A 16,124-nucleotide genomic window follows, 5' to 3' on the forward strand; every position below is an offset into this window, starting at 1 on the left:
GACGTGGCGCGACTGCAGATCGACGCGGTGTCGAAGAGATTCGACACCGACTACGCCGTGCGCGAGGTGAGCCTCGATATCGCCGACGGCGAATTCATGGTGCTGCTCGGCCCCAGCGGCTGCGGCAAGTCCACCCTGTTGCGGATGATCGCCGGGCTGGAGGAGCCGAGCGAAGGCCGGATCCTGGTGGGCGGCACCGATGTCACCGACGCGGCGCCGCAGCGCCGTGACCTGGCGATGGTGTTCCAGAGCTACGCGCTCTACCCGCATCTGTCGGTGGCCAGGAACATCGGTTTCCCGCTGCGCGCACGACGCAGGCCGCGCGCCGAGATCGCCCAGCGGGTCGCCGAGGTGTCGGCCACCCTGGAACTGTCTGCCCTGCTCGACCGCAAGCCCGTCGCGCTCTCGGGCGGGCAGCGGCAGCGGGTCGCGTTGGCGCGCGCCATGGTTCGCGATCCCGGCGCGTTCCTCATGGACGAGCCGCTGTCGAATCTGGACGCCAAGCTGCGCAGCGCGACGCGGGCGGAGTTGATCTCCCTGCACCGGCGACTCGGCGCGACGTTCCTGTACGTCACCCACGATCAAGTCGAGGCGATGACGATGGCCTCGCGCATCGCCCTGCTCAACGAGGGCAGGGTCGAGCAGTGCGGCACACCCGCCGAGCTCTACGACCAGCCGCGCTCCACCTTCGTCGCCGGGTTCCTCGGTTCGCCGCCGATGAACCTGTTCCCCGCGGTCGTGCAGTCCCGCGACGGCGGCCTGCGGGTGACGGCCGACGGCGTTGACGCCGCCCTCGACATCTCCGAGGAACTCGGCGACGCCACCGCGGTGATCGCGGGCATCCGCCCGGAGCGCCTGCGTATCGACCCCTCGGCCAGCGATGTCACCGGCACGGTGCGGATGGTCGAGAACCTCGGCAGCGAGGAGCTGGTGCACCTCGACGCTGGCAAGACCAGCCTGTGCGTGCGCGCACCGCGCCCGGCCGGGGTCCGCGCCGGCGAGGCCGTCGCGCTGCGTGTCGATCCCGCCGACATCCATCTGTTCGATCCCGATACCGGCCTCCGGCTGACCTGGCGAGCGCCGCAATCGGATTCCACACCGAGCAAGGACGCGGCGGCAGTGCCCGTCCCCTGATTTCCGCACGACCCGTTGATGAGGAGAACCACCATGAAACGCACCCTGCCCGTCCTGGGCGTGGTGTTCACCACCGCCGTCGCCCTGAGCGGCTGCGGTCTGGGCGGCACCGTGTCCACGGACACCACGACGACCGCGCAGATCCCCGAGCTGAAGCCCGACCAGCAGGTCTCGATCACCTTCGAGTCCTACAACTACGGTCTCGCCGGCGCCTGGACCGACACGTTCAACGCGCTGATCACCGACTTCGGCAAGAAGTACCCCAACATCAAGGTCACCGCGCAGAAGCCGCAGGGCAACAGCCCGAACCCGGCCACCGACACCATCTCCAGCATCCAGAACCAGATGGTCGCCGGCACCCCGCCCGACGTCGCCCAGCTCGGCTTCTCCGACCTGGACTTCACGGTGCACCAGCTGCAGGCCAAGCCGCTCGACACCCTGGTCGGCAAGCAGGAGGTGGCCCGCAACTTCGACGGCCGCCACGCCTACGCTCCGCGCGCCCGGGTCCTCGACGACTGGGACGGCCACACCTACGGCGTGCCTTTCGTGTTCTCCACCCCCGTGCTGTACCTGAACGCCTCGCTGTTCACCGAAGCCGGTCTCGACCCGGCCAAGCCGCCCGCCACCTGGGCCGACGTCACCACCGCTGCCAAGCAGATCGCCGACCGCACCGGCAAGGGCGGGGTGTACATCGACTGCCTCACCAAGACCGCCAAGGACTGGTGCTTCCAGTCGCTGGTGCGCTCCAACGGCGGCCGGGTCATCTCCGAGGACCGCCGCACCCTCACCTACGCCGACGCCCCCGTCGTCGAGGTGACCCAGATGGCGCAGAACCTGGTGAACACCGGCGGCATGCCCAAGCTGAACCAGAAGCAGGGCTACGAGGCGTTCGCGCGCGGCGAGATCGGCATGATCCTCGAGACCAGCGCCATCCAGGGCACCTTCGTGACCGGCGCCAAGGACAAGTGGGACCTGCGGTCGGCGCCGATGCCGTCGTTCGGCAGCAAGGCGACCGTGCCGACGAATTCCGGTGCGGGCCTGCACATCCTGTCCAACGATCCGGCCAAGCAGCGCGCCTCGTGGGAGCTGATCAAGTTCCTCACCAGCGAGGAGTCCTACATCAAGATCTCGCAGAACATCGGCTACCTGCCGCTGCGCACCGGCCTGCTCGACCAGGCCGACGGGCTCAAGGACTGGGCGGCGAAGAACCCGCTGCTGAAGCCGAACGTCGCCCAGCTGGCGAACATGGAGCCGTGGGTGTCGATGCCGGGCAACAACTATCTGCAGATGCGTGACGGCATGATGGACGCGGTCGAGGCGATCGTGTTCCAGGGCAAGGATCCTCAGTCCACGTTGACCGCTGCGCAGGCAGAGGGCACCAAACTCCTGCCGGTCACATGAGCGATCTGACCATCGTCCAGCTCACCGATACCCACCTGCGCCCGGCCGGTGAGCTTGTCCACGGTGTCGTCGACACCGACGCGAACCTCGCGCGGGTGCTCACCCACCTGCGCGAGGCCGGGCAGCACGTCGACGCCCTGGTGCTCTCGGGTGACTTGTCCGACAACGGGTCACCCGAGGCGTACCGGCGGCTGCGCGCGGCCGTCGAGCCGGTCGCGGCCGAGCTCGGCGCCGAGATCGTCTATGTCATGGGCAATCACGACGAGCGCGCCGCCTTCGGCGAGGAGCTGCTGGATCTGGCTCCCGGCTCGGTGGACACCACGTTGCCGCACGACCGCAGCGTCGAGATCGCGGGCCTGCGCATCATCGTGCTCGACAGCACAACGCCGCAGCGGCACGAGGGCAGGCTCGAACTCGAGCAGCTGGCCTGGCTGAGCGTTCAGCTCCGCACGCCCGCCCCGCGGGGCACCGTGCTGGTGCTGCACCATCCGCCGCTGCCCTCCCCGATCGCCACCGCCGACTTCCTCAAGCTCACCGATGCGGATCGGCTGGTGGAGGTGCTCGACGGCTCGGATGTCCGGATGATCCTGTGCGGGCACAACCATCTGACGGCCGCCGCGGCGGTGGCCGGTATCCCGGTGTGGATCGGGCCCGCGCTGTCGTACCGCATCGATCCGATGGCGCCGGCGGGCAGGCACCGCGGGCTCACCGGATTCGGGTACAGCCGCATCGATCTCGTCGGATCGACGGTGCTGGCCACCGCGATCGAGGCGACCCCGGCGACGCCGGTCTACGACCGGCCGGAATCCGAGGTGCTCGACCAGCTCGCGGCGATCGCCGCCCGGACGCGGTGACATGTTCGTCATCGACGACAGGCAGGACCCGGCGCAGGTGGCGAGCATCGCCCCGGCGCCGGGTCCGCGCCGGTTCACCCGGCGCAAGGCCGCCCGGCTCATCGCGCCCTATCTGTATCTCGCGCCTGCCCTGATCCTGCTGGTGGTGTGGACCTACCAGCCGCTGGTGCAGGCCCTGCAGTTGTCCACGTATTCGTGGAACCTGCTGCCGACCGCGCCCATGACACCGGTCGGCACGGCCAATTACTCCCGGCTGCTGGATCTTCCGGCGTTCTGGGGTTCGCTGGGCCGCACCGCCACCCTGATCCTCGGCCTGCTGCCGTTCACGGTGCTGCTGCCGGTGCTGATCGCGCTGGCCAGCAGGCGGGTGCACGGCCGGGCTCGCACGTTCTATCAGGCGCTGGTGTTCGCGCCGTTCCTCGTCGCCCCCGTCGCGGCCGCGGCGGTGTGGCGGTGGCTGCTGCATCCGGGTTCCGGATTCGTCGACCAGCTCGCCGGCACCGGCCACAACTGGGTCTACGACGCCTCGACCGCGCAGGCCGTGATCATCGTGATCACCGGCTGGCAGCTGCTCGGTTTCGCGGTGCTGGTGGTGTGGGCCGGGCTGGCGGGCATCAGCGGCGACTACAGCGAGGCCGCGCAGGTCGACGGGGCGACACCGGGCCAGATCCGGCGCTGGATCACCCTGCCGCTGCTGTCACCGACCCTGCTGTTCCTGGTGCTCACCACCGTGCTGCTCAGTCCCACCCTGTCGTTCCCGCTCATCGACTCGATGACCCAGGGCGGACCGTCGCAGGCCACGACCAACATCTACTACCTGCTCTGGGACTACGCGTTCCACAGCTTCGACGCGGGCCTGAGCGCCGCGGCGGGTGTGCTGTTGTTCGCCGGGTTCGGCGCGTTGGCCGCGGTGCTGGTCTGGATCTCGGAAAAGGTTGCCGTTCATGATGATTGACCGTCTCCGCCTAGCGGGCAGCCATCTGCTGCTCGCCGGGACGGCGCTGGTGTGCGTGTTCCCGATCTACTGGCTGTTCGCGACGGCTCTGCGCAGGCCCGAGGACGTCACCTCGCTGTCGCCGCTGCCGTGGCCGCTGTCGATCGACAACTACCTCGACGCGGCGAACAAGGTCGATGTCACCGGCCTGATCGTCAACACGTTCGTCGTGGCGATCCTGTCCGCGGCGGGTCAGCTGCTGATCGCGCTACTGGCGTCGTACGCGTTCGCGATGTACACCTTCCCGCTACAGCGGCTGATGTATCTCGCGTTCGTCGGTGTCTGGCTGGTGCCGTTCCAGGTGACCATGCTGCCCAACTACATCCTGCTCAACCGGATGGGCCTGATCAACACACTCATCGGCTGTGTCCTGCCGACCCTGTGCTCGGCACTGGGCGTGCTGCTGTTGCGCCAGCACATGAACGCCTTCCCGAAGGAGCTCATCGCCGCCGCCAAGATCGACGGCCGCTCCTCCTGGGCGATCCTGTGGACGGTCGTCGTCCCGAACCTGCGCCCTGCCCTGGCCGCCCTCGGCATCCTGTTGTTCATCAACGCCTGGAACGAGTACTTCTGGCCCGCAGTGGTTCTGCGTCAGTCCAACGATGTCCTGCAGCTGGGCCTGCGCAGTTTCATGGGCACCGAAGGTGACCAGTGGGGCCCGATGATGGCCCTGGCCAGTCTCGCCTGCCTCCCGGTCCTGCTGCTCTACCTCGTCCTGCAACGCCACATCGTCAATGCCTTCGTACGGTCGGGGCTCAAGTGAACTACTCGGGTTCGCCGAGTAGTTCGATCAGTTCTGACACGACGGCCTCGACATCAACCTCAGGGTCGGCTCCGAGGCGGCGATACTGAACCCCCTTCAGGAACTCGGGAAGTTCCAGGTGTCGCAGGCGAACCGGTAACAGCGTGACACGCCCTTCGATACTGGCCTGGAAGAGTCGCTGGGCCTCGGTGAGGCAGTACGGACTGGCCACATAGTCCGGCGACAGCAGAAGCACACCGACCGCGGTCTTCGCCAGACTGTCCATCAGCTCGTCGAGCCAGTTCTGGCCGGTCCGGATCGACCCGCTCTTCCGATAGTCGAACACTTCCTGGAACTTCCCGGACAGTGCCCGATTGAACAGTTCGGCAACACTTCCGTCCTCGTGGGCATAGCTCAGGAAGACCATCTCCTTGCGACGAGCCGCCGCCGTGAAGTATCGGACGGCCTGGTCGGCATCGATGATCAGCCGGGGTTGACGTCCGATCACTTCCAGCGTGTCCTCGAACGACTTCGCGAGATCATCGGGTTCCGCCCAGCGCAGCACACGGCGCGGGTGATGGGGCTCTATATATCCGATGGTGGACTGGAAGAGATCCTCGCCCGCTCCCTCCGCGGACTCGCGAGCCAGGAGCAGACAGGGCACTCCATGTCCCAAGGCGAAACTGGCCACCACGTAGGATAACGCGGAGTCCAGCGGTATCACCACCCAGTCCAGCTCCCGCAGCCGACTGATGAACGACAGCTCGAGCTTCGGCGGCCACGGCATGTACATCGGTTGCCACACGGCGTTCTCCAGGCTGCCTTCCACCGCTGCGCCGAGTTCCACCCTCGTGCCAGGGTCGAGCATGAGCCCGACTTCCCTCCTGCGATAGGAACGCACACCCGCGCGGGCCGCGATGCTGACCCGCAGCCGATGCACGAACGCCGTGAGCGCTGTCGTGCAGCGTGCCGCCAGCGGCGAATCCTCCGCCTCGACGATCTCCTGCGGGTCGTACTCGACAACGAGAATCTCCGGCGGACAACGCAAGACAACGCCGTACCGGTGGTCGCAGAAGATGATGCTGGGACGTTGCTGACGCGCCGCGATGCTCAATTCGAGCAAGAAGTAGCGTGCCTGCTGTTTCAGCGCCGCGAGATCCCAGATAGCTTGCGGATCGCCCGGTAGCGGGTAGATACCCACGAAACCGTCTGCGTCCCTGATCATCCGGTCGAGCCGCGTTGGGCTGGTGAAGGTCAGCCCTTCGTCCACGCGGAAGGCCACCGGCTGCACTGTCCTGATGATCTGCCAGAAGAAGAGGTTGACGGCGGGAGACTGATACCGATGACTGAGGAATACGCGCGGTCTGCTCGGCGGCTCGATGTCACCGGTCATCGTGGTGTTCCTGCCCGTCGGGCAGCACAGCCTGCAAGCCCGCACCGTGCAGCGCGTCTTGTTGCCGGACTTTGGCATAGACAGCGTCGAAGGTGAATCCGGCGATGAACCCCACCGACAGCACGAAGAACAGCAGACGCCGCGCATCCGGTCCGCTCAACAGATCCGGCGACGTCGCCAGCTGGGCGGAGATGAACAGGAGTACGGCAATCGCGCCGGCAGACATTCCCAGAACCGCGGCCCGCCCCCAGCCGTCACCCCGGTCGACTGCGGTCCGGGTGATCGCACCAGCGGTAGCAGTGAGCAGCGAGCCCGCGATCAAGCCGATCAACGTCAGCGACGCGTTCCCGTCACCTGCGTACACCAGCGGAATGGTGGCCAGTCCAGCTACCAACAGGAGGGCTCCGAGCACCAGGCCGGCGTTCGCCCGGTAGGCGATCCGGCGCTGGGCGGTCTTGCGCTGGATTTCCAAGGACCGGTGACGTTCTCCCTGCCCCGTCAGCGCGGCCACGACGCTCTCTGCCGAACCTGTACGCCACGCCGCGCCGAAAGTCGAGATCTCGTCGGGCGTCGCGCTGTTCTCGTTCCGCCCCAACGACACCCAGGCCTTCCGCGCGCCACCGCCGAATGCGGCTACGGGTGCCACCGGGATATCGAAGGCCGTGGCCACCATCGCCGTGATCAATGTGGTGCGGCCCCCACCGAGCAGAACAATCCCTTCCGCTTCGCGCAGCGATCGGTAGTAGGCGACCTCCCAGTCGGTCCCCGCTTCGTGGCGAACAACGAACGCATCGGAATGTTCGGGCGCGTGCGGGAAGTCGATACTGGGACCTGCGTACGGAGGACGAACGTGGATCGAACCGGCGCGGACCGGCTCGATCGAAAGATAGCCGCCCACCACATCGCGTTCAACGAACTTCGCTGCGCTGGAATAGACGATGAGGTCGTACCCTGCCTTCGCCAGCGCCGCCCCGATCTCACTCGCCGCTCGAGCACCGGCTTCTTCGCTCCACGGCGGCTCGTCCCCTGGCTCACAGGGGCGGATACCTCCGACGATGGCTATTTTGCCGCGCCTACCTGCCGTGCCCGATCCGCCTGATGTCACCCCACACCCCTCGCTGAATGCGCAAACAGTACGTCGGATAGTAGCTATCGGACAGGCGCTTTCGCTCAGTTCCCGTCGACACCACCTCCGCGAACCGAAGGTCACCGCGTTCGTGCGCTCGGGCCTCAGGTGAGGCGGCGGAAGGGCTCGATCAGCTGGTCCAGGTAGCCGACCGGGTAGTCGGGATGCGCTGCCATGCCGAGCTGTTCGGAGGTGAACCGGCGGCGCGGATCGTAGCTGTAGGTGCGCAGCAGGTGATCCCAGAGCAGCGTGAACAGGCCGAAGTTGACGTCGCCGACGCCCGCCCATTTGAGGTGGTGGAAGCGGTGTCCCTCGTTGAGGGCGAGCACGTACTTCAGCGGACCGACGCGGTAGTCGGCGTTGGAATGCTGGAGCAGCAGTTGGATGGCCACGGCCAGGGCCAGCGCGGCGGCGACGTCGACCGGCAGGCCGATCAGGATCAGCGGGGCCACACCGGCGGCCATCTCCGCGGTCTGGTGCAGCGGGTGTTTCATCAGGCCGTTGAGTCCGTAGAACCGGGTGACGCTGTGGTGCACGGCGTGGAAGCGCCACAGCACGCCGATCTTGTGACTGGCCAAGTGCACCACCGTGATTCCGGCGTCCGCGATCAGTATGGCGAGGACCACCTGGAGCGGGAACGTCCATTCACCCGGCCACAGGCTCGGGGCGGGCACGATCGCGGCGAGCAGCGGGATCACCGCCACGCTCACCAGGATCAGCGTCTCGTTCACGACGGCGTGCACACGGTCGCGGACGCTGTCGGCCTTGGCACCGTTCCAGGCCGGTTCGTACGGGATGACGTGTTCGACCGCGAACGAGGTGGCGATCGCCACGGCGAGCACGAGCAGCAGCCAGGGTTTCGGGGCGTGGGTGGCGGCGAGGGCGATGCCGATTCCGTTGAGCCCCACCAGCATCAACGGAACATATCCGTAGCGGGCGAGGTGGCGCAGAGCGATGTTCATGCCCTCAGCGTGGGCGCCGCTCCCCCGTCGGCGCTTGAACGATTCGGCTGCCTCCGACATCCCAGGCCACGGCACCGGTCAGGGCCGACGGCGGCAGACCGAAGATCTCCCGGCAGGTCCGGGTGAGATGCGCGCTGTCGGCGAAGCCCGCCGCGTGCGCGATCGTGGTCAGGTCCTGTCCGTCCCGGGCCAGGTGGACGGCGTTCATCAGCCGCAGCCACAGAATGTAGCGGCGTAGCGGCAGCCCGACCTGGGCGGTGAACAGGTGGGTGAGCCGGCTCGCCGAGAGGCCGACCGCAGCGGCGACCTCGCCGGGGCGCACCGGCCCGCGGGCCACCATCGCGGGCAGTGCTGCCACCGCGGCCACGACACCAGGATGCCGCACGGCGACGGCACCGCCACTCGCCGTCGCGAGCGTGCTCAGCAGTCCGTCGACGAAGTCCGCCGTCGAGGTGGCCGGGCGGACGGGATCGCGCAGGGCGGACCCACCGGACCACCCCGCGGTCGCCACGCGGAGCACCGCACCGCGACCGGCCGCGGAATCGGGGTCGAGGAACACGACAATCCCTGTCGCGCCGCCGGTTTCGACGCGGTGCTCGGTGTCGGGTGGGATGACGATCTCGGCCCCGGTGTGCGGTCGGCCGTCTCCGTCGAGCACGGTCACCGGTGCGTCGGCCACCACGATCTGCACGGCGTGGTGCGCGTGGCTTCGCGTGCCGCCGATCGTCCCGGTGAAGGCGAGGACGCCGGGACGGATCAATGCCCCGGCACCGCGCCACGCGGTCTCGCTCACGCCGGATCCCCGGCGCCGGGCACCCGAGGTGTCACTGCCGGTAGGTCGCCAGGAAGCGGCCGATGCGTTCGATGATGGCTTCGAGTTCGTCGGCGTGCGGCAGGGTGACGATGCGGAAGTGGTCGGGGCGTGGCCAGTTGAAGCCGGTGCCCTGCACGATGTGGAGTTTCTCCTGCAGGAGCAGGTCGAGGACGAACTTCTCGTCGTTGTGGATGGGGTACATGTCCAGGTCGATGCGGGGGAAGGCGTAGAGCGCGCCCTTGGGCTTGACGCAGGAGACACCGGGGATGGCGTTGAGGGCTTCCCAGGCGCGGTCACGCTGTTCGCGCAGGCGCCCGCCGGGGAGGGTGAGGTCATAGATGCTCTGGTGTCCGCCCAGGGCAGCCTGGATCGCTTGCTGTGCGGGCACATTCGCGCACAGCCGCAGACCGGCGAGCATGGTCAGGCCCTCGAGGTAGCTCGCGGCGTGCTGGGTGGGACCGGAGACCACCAGCCAGCCCGAGCGCAGGCCCGCGGCGCGGTAGTTCTTGGACAGGCCGGAGAAGGTCAGGCACAGCAGGTCGGGGGCGAGCGAGGCGACGGCGGTGTGCTCGAGGTCGTCGTAGTAGATCTTGTCGTAGATCTCGTCGGCGAAGACGACCAGATTGTGCCTGCGGGCGATCTCGAGGATGTCGCGCAGTACCTCCGGCGGATACACCGCACCGGTGGGGTTGTTCGGGTTGATCAGCACGATCGCGCGGGTACGGTCGGTGATCTTGGCGGCGATGTCGGCCAGGTCGGGGTACCAGTCGGCGCCTTCGTCGCACAGGTAGTGCACCGGGGTGCCGCCGTTGAGGGCGGTCGCGGCGGTCCACAGCGGGAAGTCGGGAGCGGGGACGAGGACCTCGTCGCCGTTCTCGAGCAGCGCCGTCATCGCCATCATGATCAGTTCGGAGACGCCGTTGCCGAGGAAGACCTCCTCGACGTCGACATCGTCGACGCCCAGGGTCTGGTAGTACTGCACCACCGCGCGCCGGGCCGAGAGCAGGCCCTTCGACGAGGAGTAGCCGGTGGAACTCGGCAGCGTACGAACCATGTCCTGCAACAGGTCCGGGGGCGCGTCGAAGCCGAAGATCAGCGGGTTGCCCGTGTTGAGCTTGACCACGTGGTGCCCCTCGGCTTCGAGCCGGGCAGCCTCCTCCGCGACCGGGCCGCGAATCTCGTACGACACTCCCGACAGCTTGCTGGACTGCTTGACCTGCATGAACATCCCTCCGAACCGTGGTTGCCGCACACACTACTTGGTAATTCCAAGATTTCACTTGGTTTTTCCAAGCCTCTGGTTAAAGTAGTACACGTGCCACGCCGAAGCTACGACCACTACTGCGCGGTCAGCCGCGCGCTCGACCTCGTCGGGGACCGGTGGACCCTGCTGGTGGTCCGCGAACTGTGTGCCGGACCGCGCCGGTACAGCGACCTGTTCGCCGACCTGCCCGGGATCAGCACCGACATGCTCGCCACCCGGCTCAAGGATCTCGAGCGCGAGGGCATGCTCACCCACCACCGCAACGGCATGCGCTCGAGCTACGAGCTGACCGACGCGGGCCTGGCCTTGCGCCCGGTGCTCGACGCGCTGTCGGTCTGGGGCACGCCCCGGCTCGGCGACCGCAAGCCGACCGACGCGGTGCGCGCGCACTGGCTGGCGCTGCCGCTGGGCAACGCGGTCGCCGAGATCGTCCCGGCGGGCACGGTGACGGTCCATATCGGCGAGACCGTGCTGCACTACGTGATCACCGCCGACGGCGTCACCCACCACGACGGTCCCGCGGCGGCACCGGACCGGGAACTGCGGCTGGAACTGGCCGAGGCCACCGAGATCGCCACCGGCGTCCGGCCGCTGACCGTCTGACCGCGGCGCCCGTCAGCGTCCGGCGACCGAGACTTCGGCGCAGGTCGCGGCATCCGGCGCGGTCTCGGCCAGGAAGACGGTCTGCGCGGTCATCCGGAAGCCCGACATCCGTTCGCGGAAGACCTCGATGGATTCCTCCGGGTGCACCGAGTCGATCACCGCGTGCGGCCCGAAGGCATTGAACTGGTGACTCACTCCGCGCGGGATCTGCATGTCCACGAACGAACACGGCGGCACGATGAGGTTGTAGCGGGTGCGCTGCTGCTGCGGCGGCAGGCCGGGGAGGTCGTCGGTGAATTGTTCCGGCCGGAACGGGGTCACGCCCTCGACGTGGGTGACCTCGAACGGGGAGAGGCTGCTGACCCGGATGCGGGTGCCGGGTCCGGTCATCATCCGCACGAAGCGCAGGCCGGTGTGCAGGTGCATCCGCGAGCAGATCCCGCGGTCGGTGACGTCGTAGAAGTCCATCAGGTACCGGTCGGCGAAGAAGCCGTCGAAGGGCTTCTCGACCATGTAGACGTCGCCCTCCTCGAAGGTCTGCGCGCGGACGATGCCGTCGGCGTCGGGGGTGGTCGCGGCGTGGATCGTCTTGGCCTTGCGGACGATGTCGGCGAAGGTCCGCACCACCACCAGCGCGACCTCGGCGGGCAGACTCGCGACCGGTGTCACGGTGTTGCGGCCCGCGTCCGCGAAGCCGGCCACCTCGTGGATCTCGTTCTCGTCGTCCGCGGCGTGCTTGATCCTCGGTTCGGCCATGCGGTGGTGACTCCTCTGCTCATCAGACCTCGAACGCACGCAACCACAGTTCCAGCGACAGCACCAACCACAATTTCCCGCCCTGCCGGGGCAGCAGCGCGCCGTCGCCGCGCAGCCAGGCGCGGATGGTGTCCTCGCGGAAGAGCCCGCGCGCCCGGGCGGACCGGCCGAGCAGCAGCTCGTGCCCGAGATCGCGCAGCGGACCGGCCAGCCACTGCTGCACCGGCACCCGCATCCCGCTCTTGGGCCGGTCGACGATGGTGGCGGGCAGCAGATCCCGGACGGCTTCCTTGAGAATCCACTTCTCGGTGGCGCCGGCGAGTTTGAACCGCGGCGGGACCCGGAACGCGTGATCGATGACGGCGCGGTCGAACAGCGGTGCCCTGCCCTCGACTCCCGCTGCGGCGGTGAGCCTTTCGACCTTGGTGAGAATGTGGTGGGCGCCCTTGGTGCGCAGGTTCGTGTGCAGCAGCTGGTTGAGCAGGCTCGTCATCGGCCCCGGGGTGAGCAGGGGCGTGAGCAGGTCGGTGAGCGGCGGGGCGCCGTCGAGTGCGGCGAGCGCGTCGCGACTGAGCAGGACCGGCAGGTCGCCGTGGCATTTGCGGTAACTGTTGAGGTAGGCGGCGGCGCGGGCCACCGGGTCCGGATCGTCGCGGGTGAGTTCGAAGACCAGCATCGGCAGGTTCTTGGGGCCGCCGAAGACGGGGTCGCCGCCTTCCCCGTTGAGGACCACGCGCGCGCCGTCGGCCGCGGCGGCCTCGGCGAGCAGCAGATTCGGGACCGTCAGCGGATCGCCGACGGGACAGTCGAGCAGGGCCACCGTGTCGGCGAGCCGGGCCGCGACGGTCTCCCCCGGCACTGTCAGCACCCGGTGTTCGGTGTGACAGTGGGCGGCCACCAAGCCCGAGTAGGCGAGTTCGTTGGGGGTGGTCCCGGTGAAGGCGATGGAGTAGGTCCGGACCGGCTGATCGTGGCGCTTGGCGGCCAGGGCGGTGACCAGACTGCTGTCGATCCCGCCCGAGAGCAGGACGCCGACCGGCTCGCCCGCGGGCAGCCGTCGCGCGGTCGCGTCGTCGAGCAGGGCGCGCAGGGTCAGCGCGTGGTCGGCGGCGGGCAGGTCGTCGACGGATTCGGCGGGCTCCCAGTAGGTTTCCTCGACCGAGGTACCGTCCGGGCGCACCCGGAGGCAGCGGCCGGGTAGCGCCTCACGCACGTCGCGGAAGAAGGTGTCGCGGCCGGGCAGGTAGGCGAAGGTGAGGAAGGAACGCACGGCGGGCAGGTGCAGTCCGGTCCGCAGGGCAGGCCACTTCGCCACGGCGCGAATCGATCCCGAGGCCGCCCACGCGCCGCCCGCCTCGGCATAGAACAGACTGCGGGCGCCCACGTGGTCGCGGACCAGCACCAGATCCGGGCCGTCGATGATGGCCAGCGCGAACATGCCGTCGGCCCTGGCGATTCCGGCGGCGCCGAACTTCGCGTACATCCGCAGCAGCAACTCGCCGTCGGTGCGGTCCGGTGGCGGCGCGTCCGTGCCGAGCGCGGTGCGCAGTGCCCGCGCGTTGAACAGGGTCACCGCGCCGACGGCGCTGTACTCGCCCGCGGTGAAATGCCCTGCCGCCGACCCGGATCCGGCGAGCAGGCCGAGAGCGGACCGGGTGGTCACCGCGACCGGGTCGCCGCCGACGGCACGGACGGCCCCGGCCGGGTCGGCGGGGGTCAGGAAGGCGCACCAGCGCGACATCAGTGCGCCCTCACCCGAAATCGCCGCCGTCGTCGCCGGAGTCGTCGCTCCAGGTGCCGTAGTCGCCGGAACCGCCGCCACCGGAATCGGTCGACTGGGACGCCGCCTGCCTGCGCAGTTCCTCCTCCTCGATCGGGGAGAGGAATTCCGGGGGCATCACGAGGGCGCCGAGCAGCGCGCCACCGGCGACCGCGGCGAGGATGGTGCCGGCCCGGCCGCCGAAGGAGGACCGGTTGACGGTGAGGATGCCGTCGCCCCACAGGGTGCGGCCGTAGCCGGATTCCCGGCCGTACAGCACCCGGCCGTCGGCGAAGGTCCGTTTCACCAGGGCGCGGCCCAGTGGTTCGTCGCGGCCGGAGGCGCCCCGGTCGTCGCGCCAGGACACGAAACCCGATCCGCGCGTGCGCCATTCCCGGCGGCCGTCGGAGTAGTGCCGGTGCACGGTGCCGTCGGCGAGCAGTTCATCGTTGTAGGTGACTTGCTGTCGCACCGACATGGGCAGGTCCTTTCATGCGGTGGGCCAGGTGAGGAAACCGGTGGTGCGCAGGCGATTCCACTGCGTGGACGTCTCGCGGATCCGCACCTCGCGGACCAGGCGGTGCACAGTGCGCAGCAGGGCGGCCGGGCGCACCGCCGCGATCTCGACGCAGCGGCCGCGACGCAGCCAGTCCCGTTCCCACGGGTCGAGCGCGGAGTCGACGGTGTGGGGCGCGGCCACCGGGAGGTGGGTGGCGTGCAGGGTGCTCGCCTGCCGGGGACGCAACCCCAGTGGGATCACGCGGACGCCGTCGGGAATCGGCGTCAGCTCGCGCACGCGGTCGGGGAAGGTCAGGCCGTGCGGGCTCGCGTCGTGGAGCAGGAACACCGCCGATCGCTCGACCAGCTCCAGCATGCCCGCCACACGCGGGTCCAGCGGCAGTTCGTCGGCGCCGACCACCGGGCACGCCGATTCCATCGGAATGCCGTTGGCGCGCAACATCTGCGCGATCTCGGTGGATTCGCACACCAGCAGTCGTGGCAGGCCGTAGTCGAACAGATCCGGTTCGGTGGTGTGCCGACCAGCGGGCCGGGCCCGGGGCGGTTCGGGTGTGAGCAGGCCGGGTACCGGACCGTGCGCGGCCAGCGCCGCGCGAAAATCCGGGTAGCGCACGGAAGCCGGGACGGTGAAGGTGGGACGGCGGAGTCCGCGCGGCAGGGGCAGCAGGACGCGGCAGACCTCGAAGTAGAGCTGGCGTTCGGTGAATCGCAGATCGCCGGGCGCACCGGCCCGCCGCGCCGCGATCCGCACTGCCCGGCTCAGTACCGCCGATGTCACCGCGTCGGCCACGTCAGGAACCCCACCGCTTCGGCGCGCTGCCGATCCGGATCCAGCGCCCGCTCGACCCGCTCCACCGCGCTGCCCAGCGCCGCGAGGAGTTTGGCGGGCGGCACCGACGCCAGGGGCGTCTGCCAGCCGTCGGCCAGCCAGGCACGTTCCTCCGCCGTCAGTCGCTCGCCGCTGATCCGGGCCAGCTCATCGGCGGTGGGCCTGCCCTCGCGCAACCGCACCGCCTTCTCCTTGCCGAGCACCGCGCGCGGCGCGAGCCCGACCGGGACCACCCTGGCGCCGAGGGCGGCGCGCGCATCGGCGACGAAGGTGATGCCGCGGACGCTGGCGTCGTGCAGCACCAGCACGGGGACACCCGGCGGCAGCTGTTCGATCCGCCCCACGGGCGCCATGCCCCAGAGCCCCGCGACATTGTTCGCCGAAAGACAGGTCAGCACACTGCTTTCCGGACAGAGCACCGCGAACCGCGGCCGCGCGGGCAAGGGCGGCAGTGGGGTTCGGCCATCTATCGAACCCGGGGGCGGCGCGCCATAGACCTGTGTCCACCGGGCGATCACCTCCTGCTGGAAGCGGTCGAAGCCGGCGGGCATCCTGACCGAGGTCGTCGCCAGGTACCGGGGCCGCACCGCGTTCAGCACCAGATTCGCCGCCACCAGGACGATCACCCCCGCCCCGATGCCGACGGCCCAGAAGACCAGGCCGCTGACGGCGACGACAACGGTCCCGATGATCGTCGCGATGACGATCAGCATCGAGACCGCCATCCGGAGGCCGAAGAACGTCTCGCGCGGGTCGGGCACCCGTCCCCGCGCCGCCGCGTACCAGAGTTGCGGCAGCGTGTAGCGCAGATTCCGCCCGTCCCCGAGCCGGTCGATCAGCTTGCGCATCCGGATGTCGTGGAGCCGGAACGGGCTCTCCTTCGGTTCGAGCGCGAACACCCGCCTGCATTTCGCGCACGTGCGGTTTCCGCGTTCGCGGCGCAGCACCTCCTTGCTGCAATGCGGACAGATCAT

Annotated in this window: 16 protein-coding genes; 6 read left to right on the plus strand and 10 right to left on the minus strand. The window is 68.9% G+C overall.

Annotated elements, in window-relative coordinates; genetic code table 11:
• The first annotated feature begins 3 nt into the window (after positions 1 to 3).
• Genes ACWF9G_RS14665 through ACWF9G_RS14685 form a run of 5 tightly spaced genes read left to right on the plus strand, consistent with a single transcriptional unit; the run spans position 4 to position 5,146 of the window.
• Positions 4 to 1,134 (plus strand): ABC transporter ATP-binding protein, encoded by a 1,131-nt coding sequence (locus ACWF9G_RS14665; protein ID WP_379311236.1) that lies wholly within the window; start codon positions 4 to 6, stop codon positions 1,132 to 1,134.
• Between the two features lie 33 nt (positions 1,135 to 1,167).
• Positions 1,168 to 2,535 (plus strand): ABC transporter substrate-binding protein, encoded by a 1,368-nt coding sequence (locus ACWF9G_RS14670; protein WP_379311235.1) that lies wholly within the window; start codon positions 1,168 to 1,170, stop codon positions 2,533 to 2,535.
• Positions 2,532 to 3,389, plus strand: a complete 858-nt coding sequence (locus tag ACWF9G_RS14675; protein ID WP_452515736.1) for a metallophosphoesterase — start codon at positions 2,532 to 2,534, stop codon at positions 3,387 to 3,389. Before ACWF9G_RS14670 ends, ACWF9G_RS14675 begins: the two co-directional genes overlap by 4 nt.
• Position 3,390: 1 nt before the next feature.
• Positions 3,391 to 4,344 carry a carbohydrate ABC transporter permease gene (locus ACWF9G_RS14680; RefSeq protein ID WP_452515737.1) on the plus strand — a complete coding sequence of 318 codons (954 nt, stop codon included), beginning with the start codon at positions 3,391 to 3,393 and terminating at the stop codon, positions 4,342 to 4,344.
• Entirely contained in the window at positions 4,334 to 5,146 is an 813-nt protein-coding gene (locus tag ACWF9G_RS14685; RefSeq protein ID WP_379308584.1) for a carbohydrate ABC transporter permease, read from the plus strand. Before ACWF9G_RS14680 ends, ACWF9G_RS14685 begins: the two co-directional genes overlap by 11 nt.
• 1 nt (position 5,147) lies before the next feature.
• Here the strand turns inward: ACWF9G_RS14685 and ACWF9G_RS14690 are convergent, their stop codons facing one another.
• The 5 genes from ACWF9G_RS14690 to ACWF9G_RS14710 all read right to left on the minus strand — a co-directional run bounded on the left by ACWF9G_RS14690 (position 5,148) and on the right by ACWF9G_RS14710 (position 10,648).
• Complete coding sequence (locus ACWF9G_RS14690; RefSeq protein ID WP_452515739.1) at positions 5,148 to 6,518, minus strand: toll/interleukin-1 receptor domain-containing protein; 1,371 nt, start codon at positions 6,516 to 6,518, stop codon at positions 5,148 to 5,150.
• The gene (locus ACWF9G_RS14695; RefSeq protein ID WP_452515741.1) at positions 6,508 to 7,623 is read right to left on the minus strand and encodes a hypothetical protein; all 1,116 of its coding nucleotides are present in this window, start codon (positions 7,621 to 7,623) and stop codon (positions 6,508 to 6,510) included. The genes ACWF9G_RS14690 and ACWF9G_RS14695 overlap by 11 nt, the downstream gene beginning before the upstream one ends.
• A gap of 125 nt (positions 7,624 to 7,748) precedes the next feature.
• Positions 7,749 to 8,606 (minus strand): sterol desaturase family protein, encoded by an 858-nt coding sequence (locus ACWF9G_RS14700; protein ID WP_452515742.1) that lies wholly within the window; start codon positions 8,604 to 8,606, stop codon positions 7,749 to 7,751.
• A 4-nt stretch (positions 8,607 to 8,610) separates the two neighbouring features.
• Positions 8,611 to 9,399 (minus strand): helix-turn-helix transcriptional regulator, encoded by a 789-nt coding sequence (locus ACWF9G_RS14705; protein ID WP_452515744.1) that lies wholly within the window; start codon positions 9,397 to 9,399, stop codon positions 8,611 to 8,613.
• Positions 9,400 to 9,430: 31 nt separating this feature from the next.
• Entirely contained in the window at positions 9,431 to 10,648 is a 1,218-nt protein-coding gene (locus ACWF9G_RS14710) for a pyridoxal phosphate-dependent aminotransferase (protein ID WP_452515746.1), read from the minus strand.
• An 87-nt stretch (positions 10,649 to 10,735) separates the two neighbouring features.
• Here ACWF9G_RS14710 and ACWF9G_RS14715 point away from each other — a divergent pair, with 87 nt between their 5' ends.
• Entirely contained in the window at positions 10,736 to 11,287 is a 552-nt protein-coding gene (locus ACWF9G_RS14715; protein ID WP_379308580.1) for a winged helix-turn-helix transcriptional regulator, read from the plus strand.
• Positions 11,288 to 11,299: 12 nt separating this feature from the next.
• Here the strand turns inward: ACWF9G_RS14715 and ACWF9G_RS14720 are convergent, their stop codons facing one another.
• From ACWF9G_RS14720 to ACWF9G_RS14740, 5 genes are read right to left on the minus strand one after another with little or no spacing between them, the layout of a single operon-like run.
• Positions 11,300 to 12,043, minus strand: coding sequence for a hypothetical protein (locus tag ACWF9G_RS14720; RefSeq protein WP_452515748.1), 744 nt, complete (start codon positions 12,041 to 12,043; stop codon positions 11,300 to 11,302).
• Between the two features lie 22 nt (positions 12,044 to 12,065).
• On the minus strand, positions 12,066 to 13,784 hold the full coding sequence (locus tag ACWF9G_RS14725; protein WP_452515750.1) for an asparagine synthetase B family protein: 1,719 nt from the start codon (positions 13,782 to 13,784) through the stop codon (positions 12,066 to 12,068).
• Between the two features lie 10 nt (positions 13,785 to 13,794).
• Complete coding sequence (locus ACWF9G_RS14730; RefSeq protein ID WP_452515752.1) at positions 13,795 to 14,280, minus strand: hypothetical protein; 486 nt, start codon at positions 14,278 to 14,280, stop codon at positions 13,795 to 13,797.
• Between the two features lie 12 nt (positions 14,281 to 14,292).
• Positions 14,293 to 15,111, minus strand: coding sequence for a hypothetical protein (locus ACWF9G_RS14735; RefSeq protein WP_452515754.1), 819 nt, complete (start codon positions 15,109 to 15,111; stop codon positions 14,293 to 14,295).
• Complete coding sequence (locus ACWF9G_RS14740) at positions 15,096 to 16,124, minus strand: hypothetical protein (RefSeq protein WP_452515755.1); 1,029 nt, start codon at positions 16,122 to 16,124, stop codon at positions 15,096 to 15,098. The genes ACWF9G_RS14735 and ACWF9G_RS14740 overlap by 16 nt, the downstream gene beginning before the upstream one ends.

It is taken from the genome of Nocardia sp. NPDC055029, assembly GCF_053608525.1.

What these genes read in the sequence shown, in the direction of transcription:
- ACWF9G_RS14740 (WP_452515755.1), bottom strand. Translation starts at nt 16,124, where the DNA reads ATGATCTGTCCGCATTGCAGCAAGGAGGTGCTGCGCCGCGAACGCGGA.
- ACWF9G_RS14725 (WP_452515750.1), bottom strand. Translation starts at nt 13,784, where the DNA reads ATGTCGCGCTGGTGCGCCTTCCTGACCCCCGCCGACCCGGCCGGGGCC.
- ACWF9G_RS14700 (WP_452515742.1), bottom strand. Translation starts at nt 8,606, where the DNA reads ATGAACATCGCTCTGCGCCACCTCGCCCGCTACGGATATGTTCCGTTG.
- ACWF9G_RS14675 (WP_452515736.1), top strand. Translation starts at nt 2,532, where the DNA reads ATGAGCGATCTGACCATCGTCCAGCTCACCGATACCCACCTGCGCCCG.
- ACWF9G_RS14720 (WP_452515748.1), bottom strand. Translation starts at nt 12,043, where the DNA reads ATGGCCGAACCGAGGATCAAGCACGCCGCGGACGACGAGAACGAGATC.
- ACWF9G_RS14680 (WP_452515737.1), top strand. Translation starts at nt 3,391, where the DNA reads ATGTTCGTCATCGACGACAGGCAGGACCCGGCGCAGGTGGCGAGCATC.
- ACWF9G_RS14690 (WP_452515739.1), bottom strand. Translation starts at nt 6,518, where the DNA reads ATGACCGGTGACATCGAGCCGCCGAGCAGACCGCGCGTATTCCTCAGT.
- ACWF9G_RS14730 (WP_452515752.1), bottom strand. Translation starts at nt 14,280, where the DNA reads ATGTCGGTGCGACAGCAAGTCACCTACAACGATGAACTGCTCGCCGAC.
- ACWF9G_RS14685 (WP_379308584.1), top strand. Translation starts at nt 4,334, where the DNA reads ATGATGATTGACCGTCTCCGCCTAGCGGGCAGCCATCTGCTGCTCGCC.
- ACWF9G_RS14710 (WP_452515746.1), bottom strand. Translation starts at nt 10,648, where the DNA reads ATGTTCATGCAGGTCAAGCAGTCCAGCAAGCTGTCGGGAGTGTCGTAC.
- ACWF9G_RS14670 (WP_379311235.1), top strand. Translation starts at nt 1,168, where the DNA reads ATGAAACGCACCCTGCCCGTCCTGGGCGTGGTGTTCACCACCGCCGTC.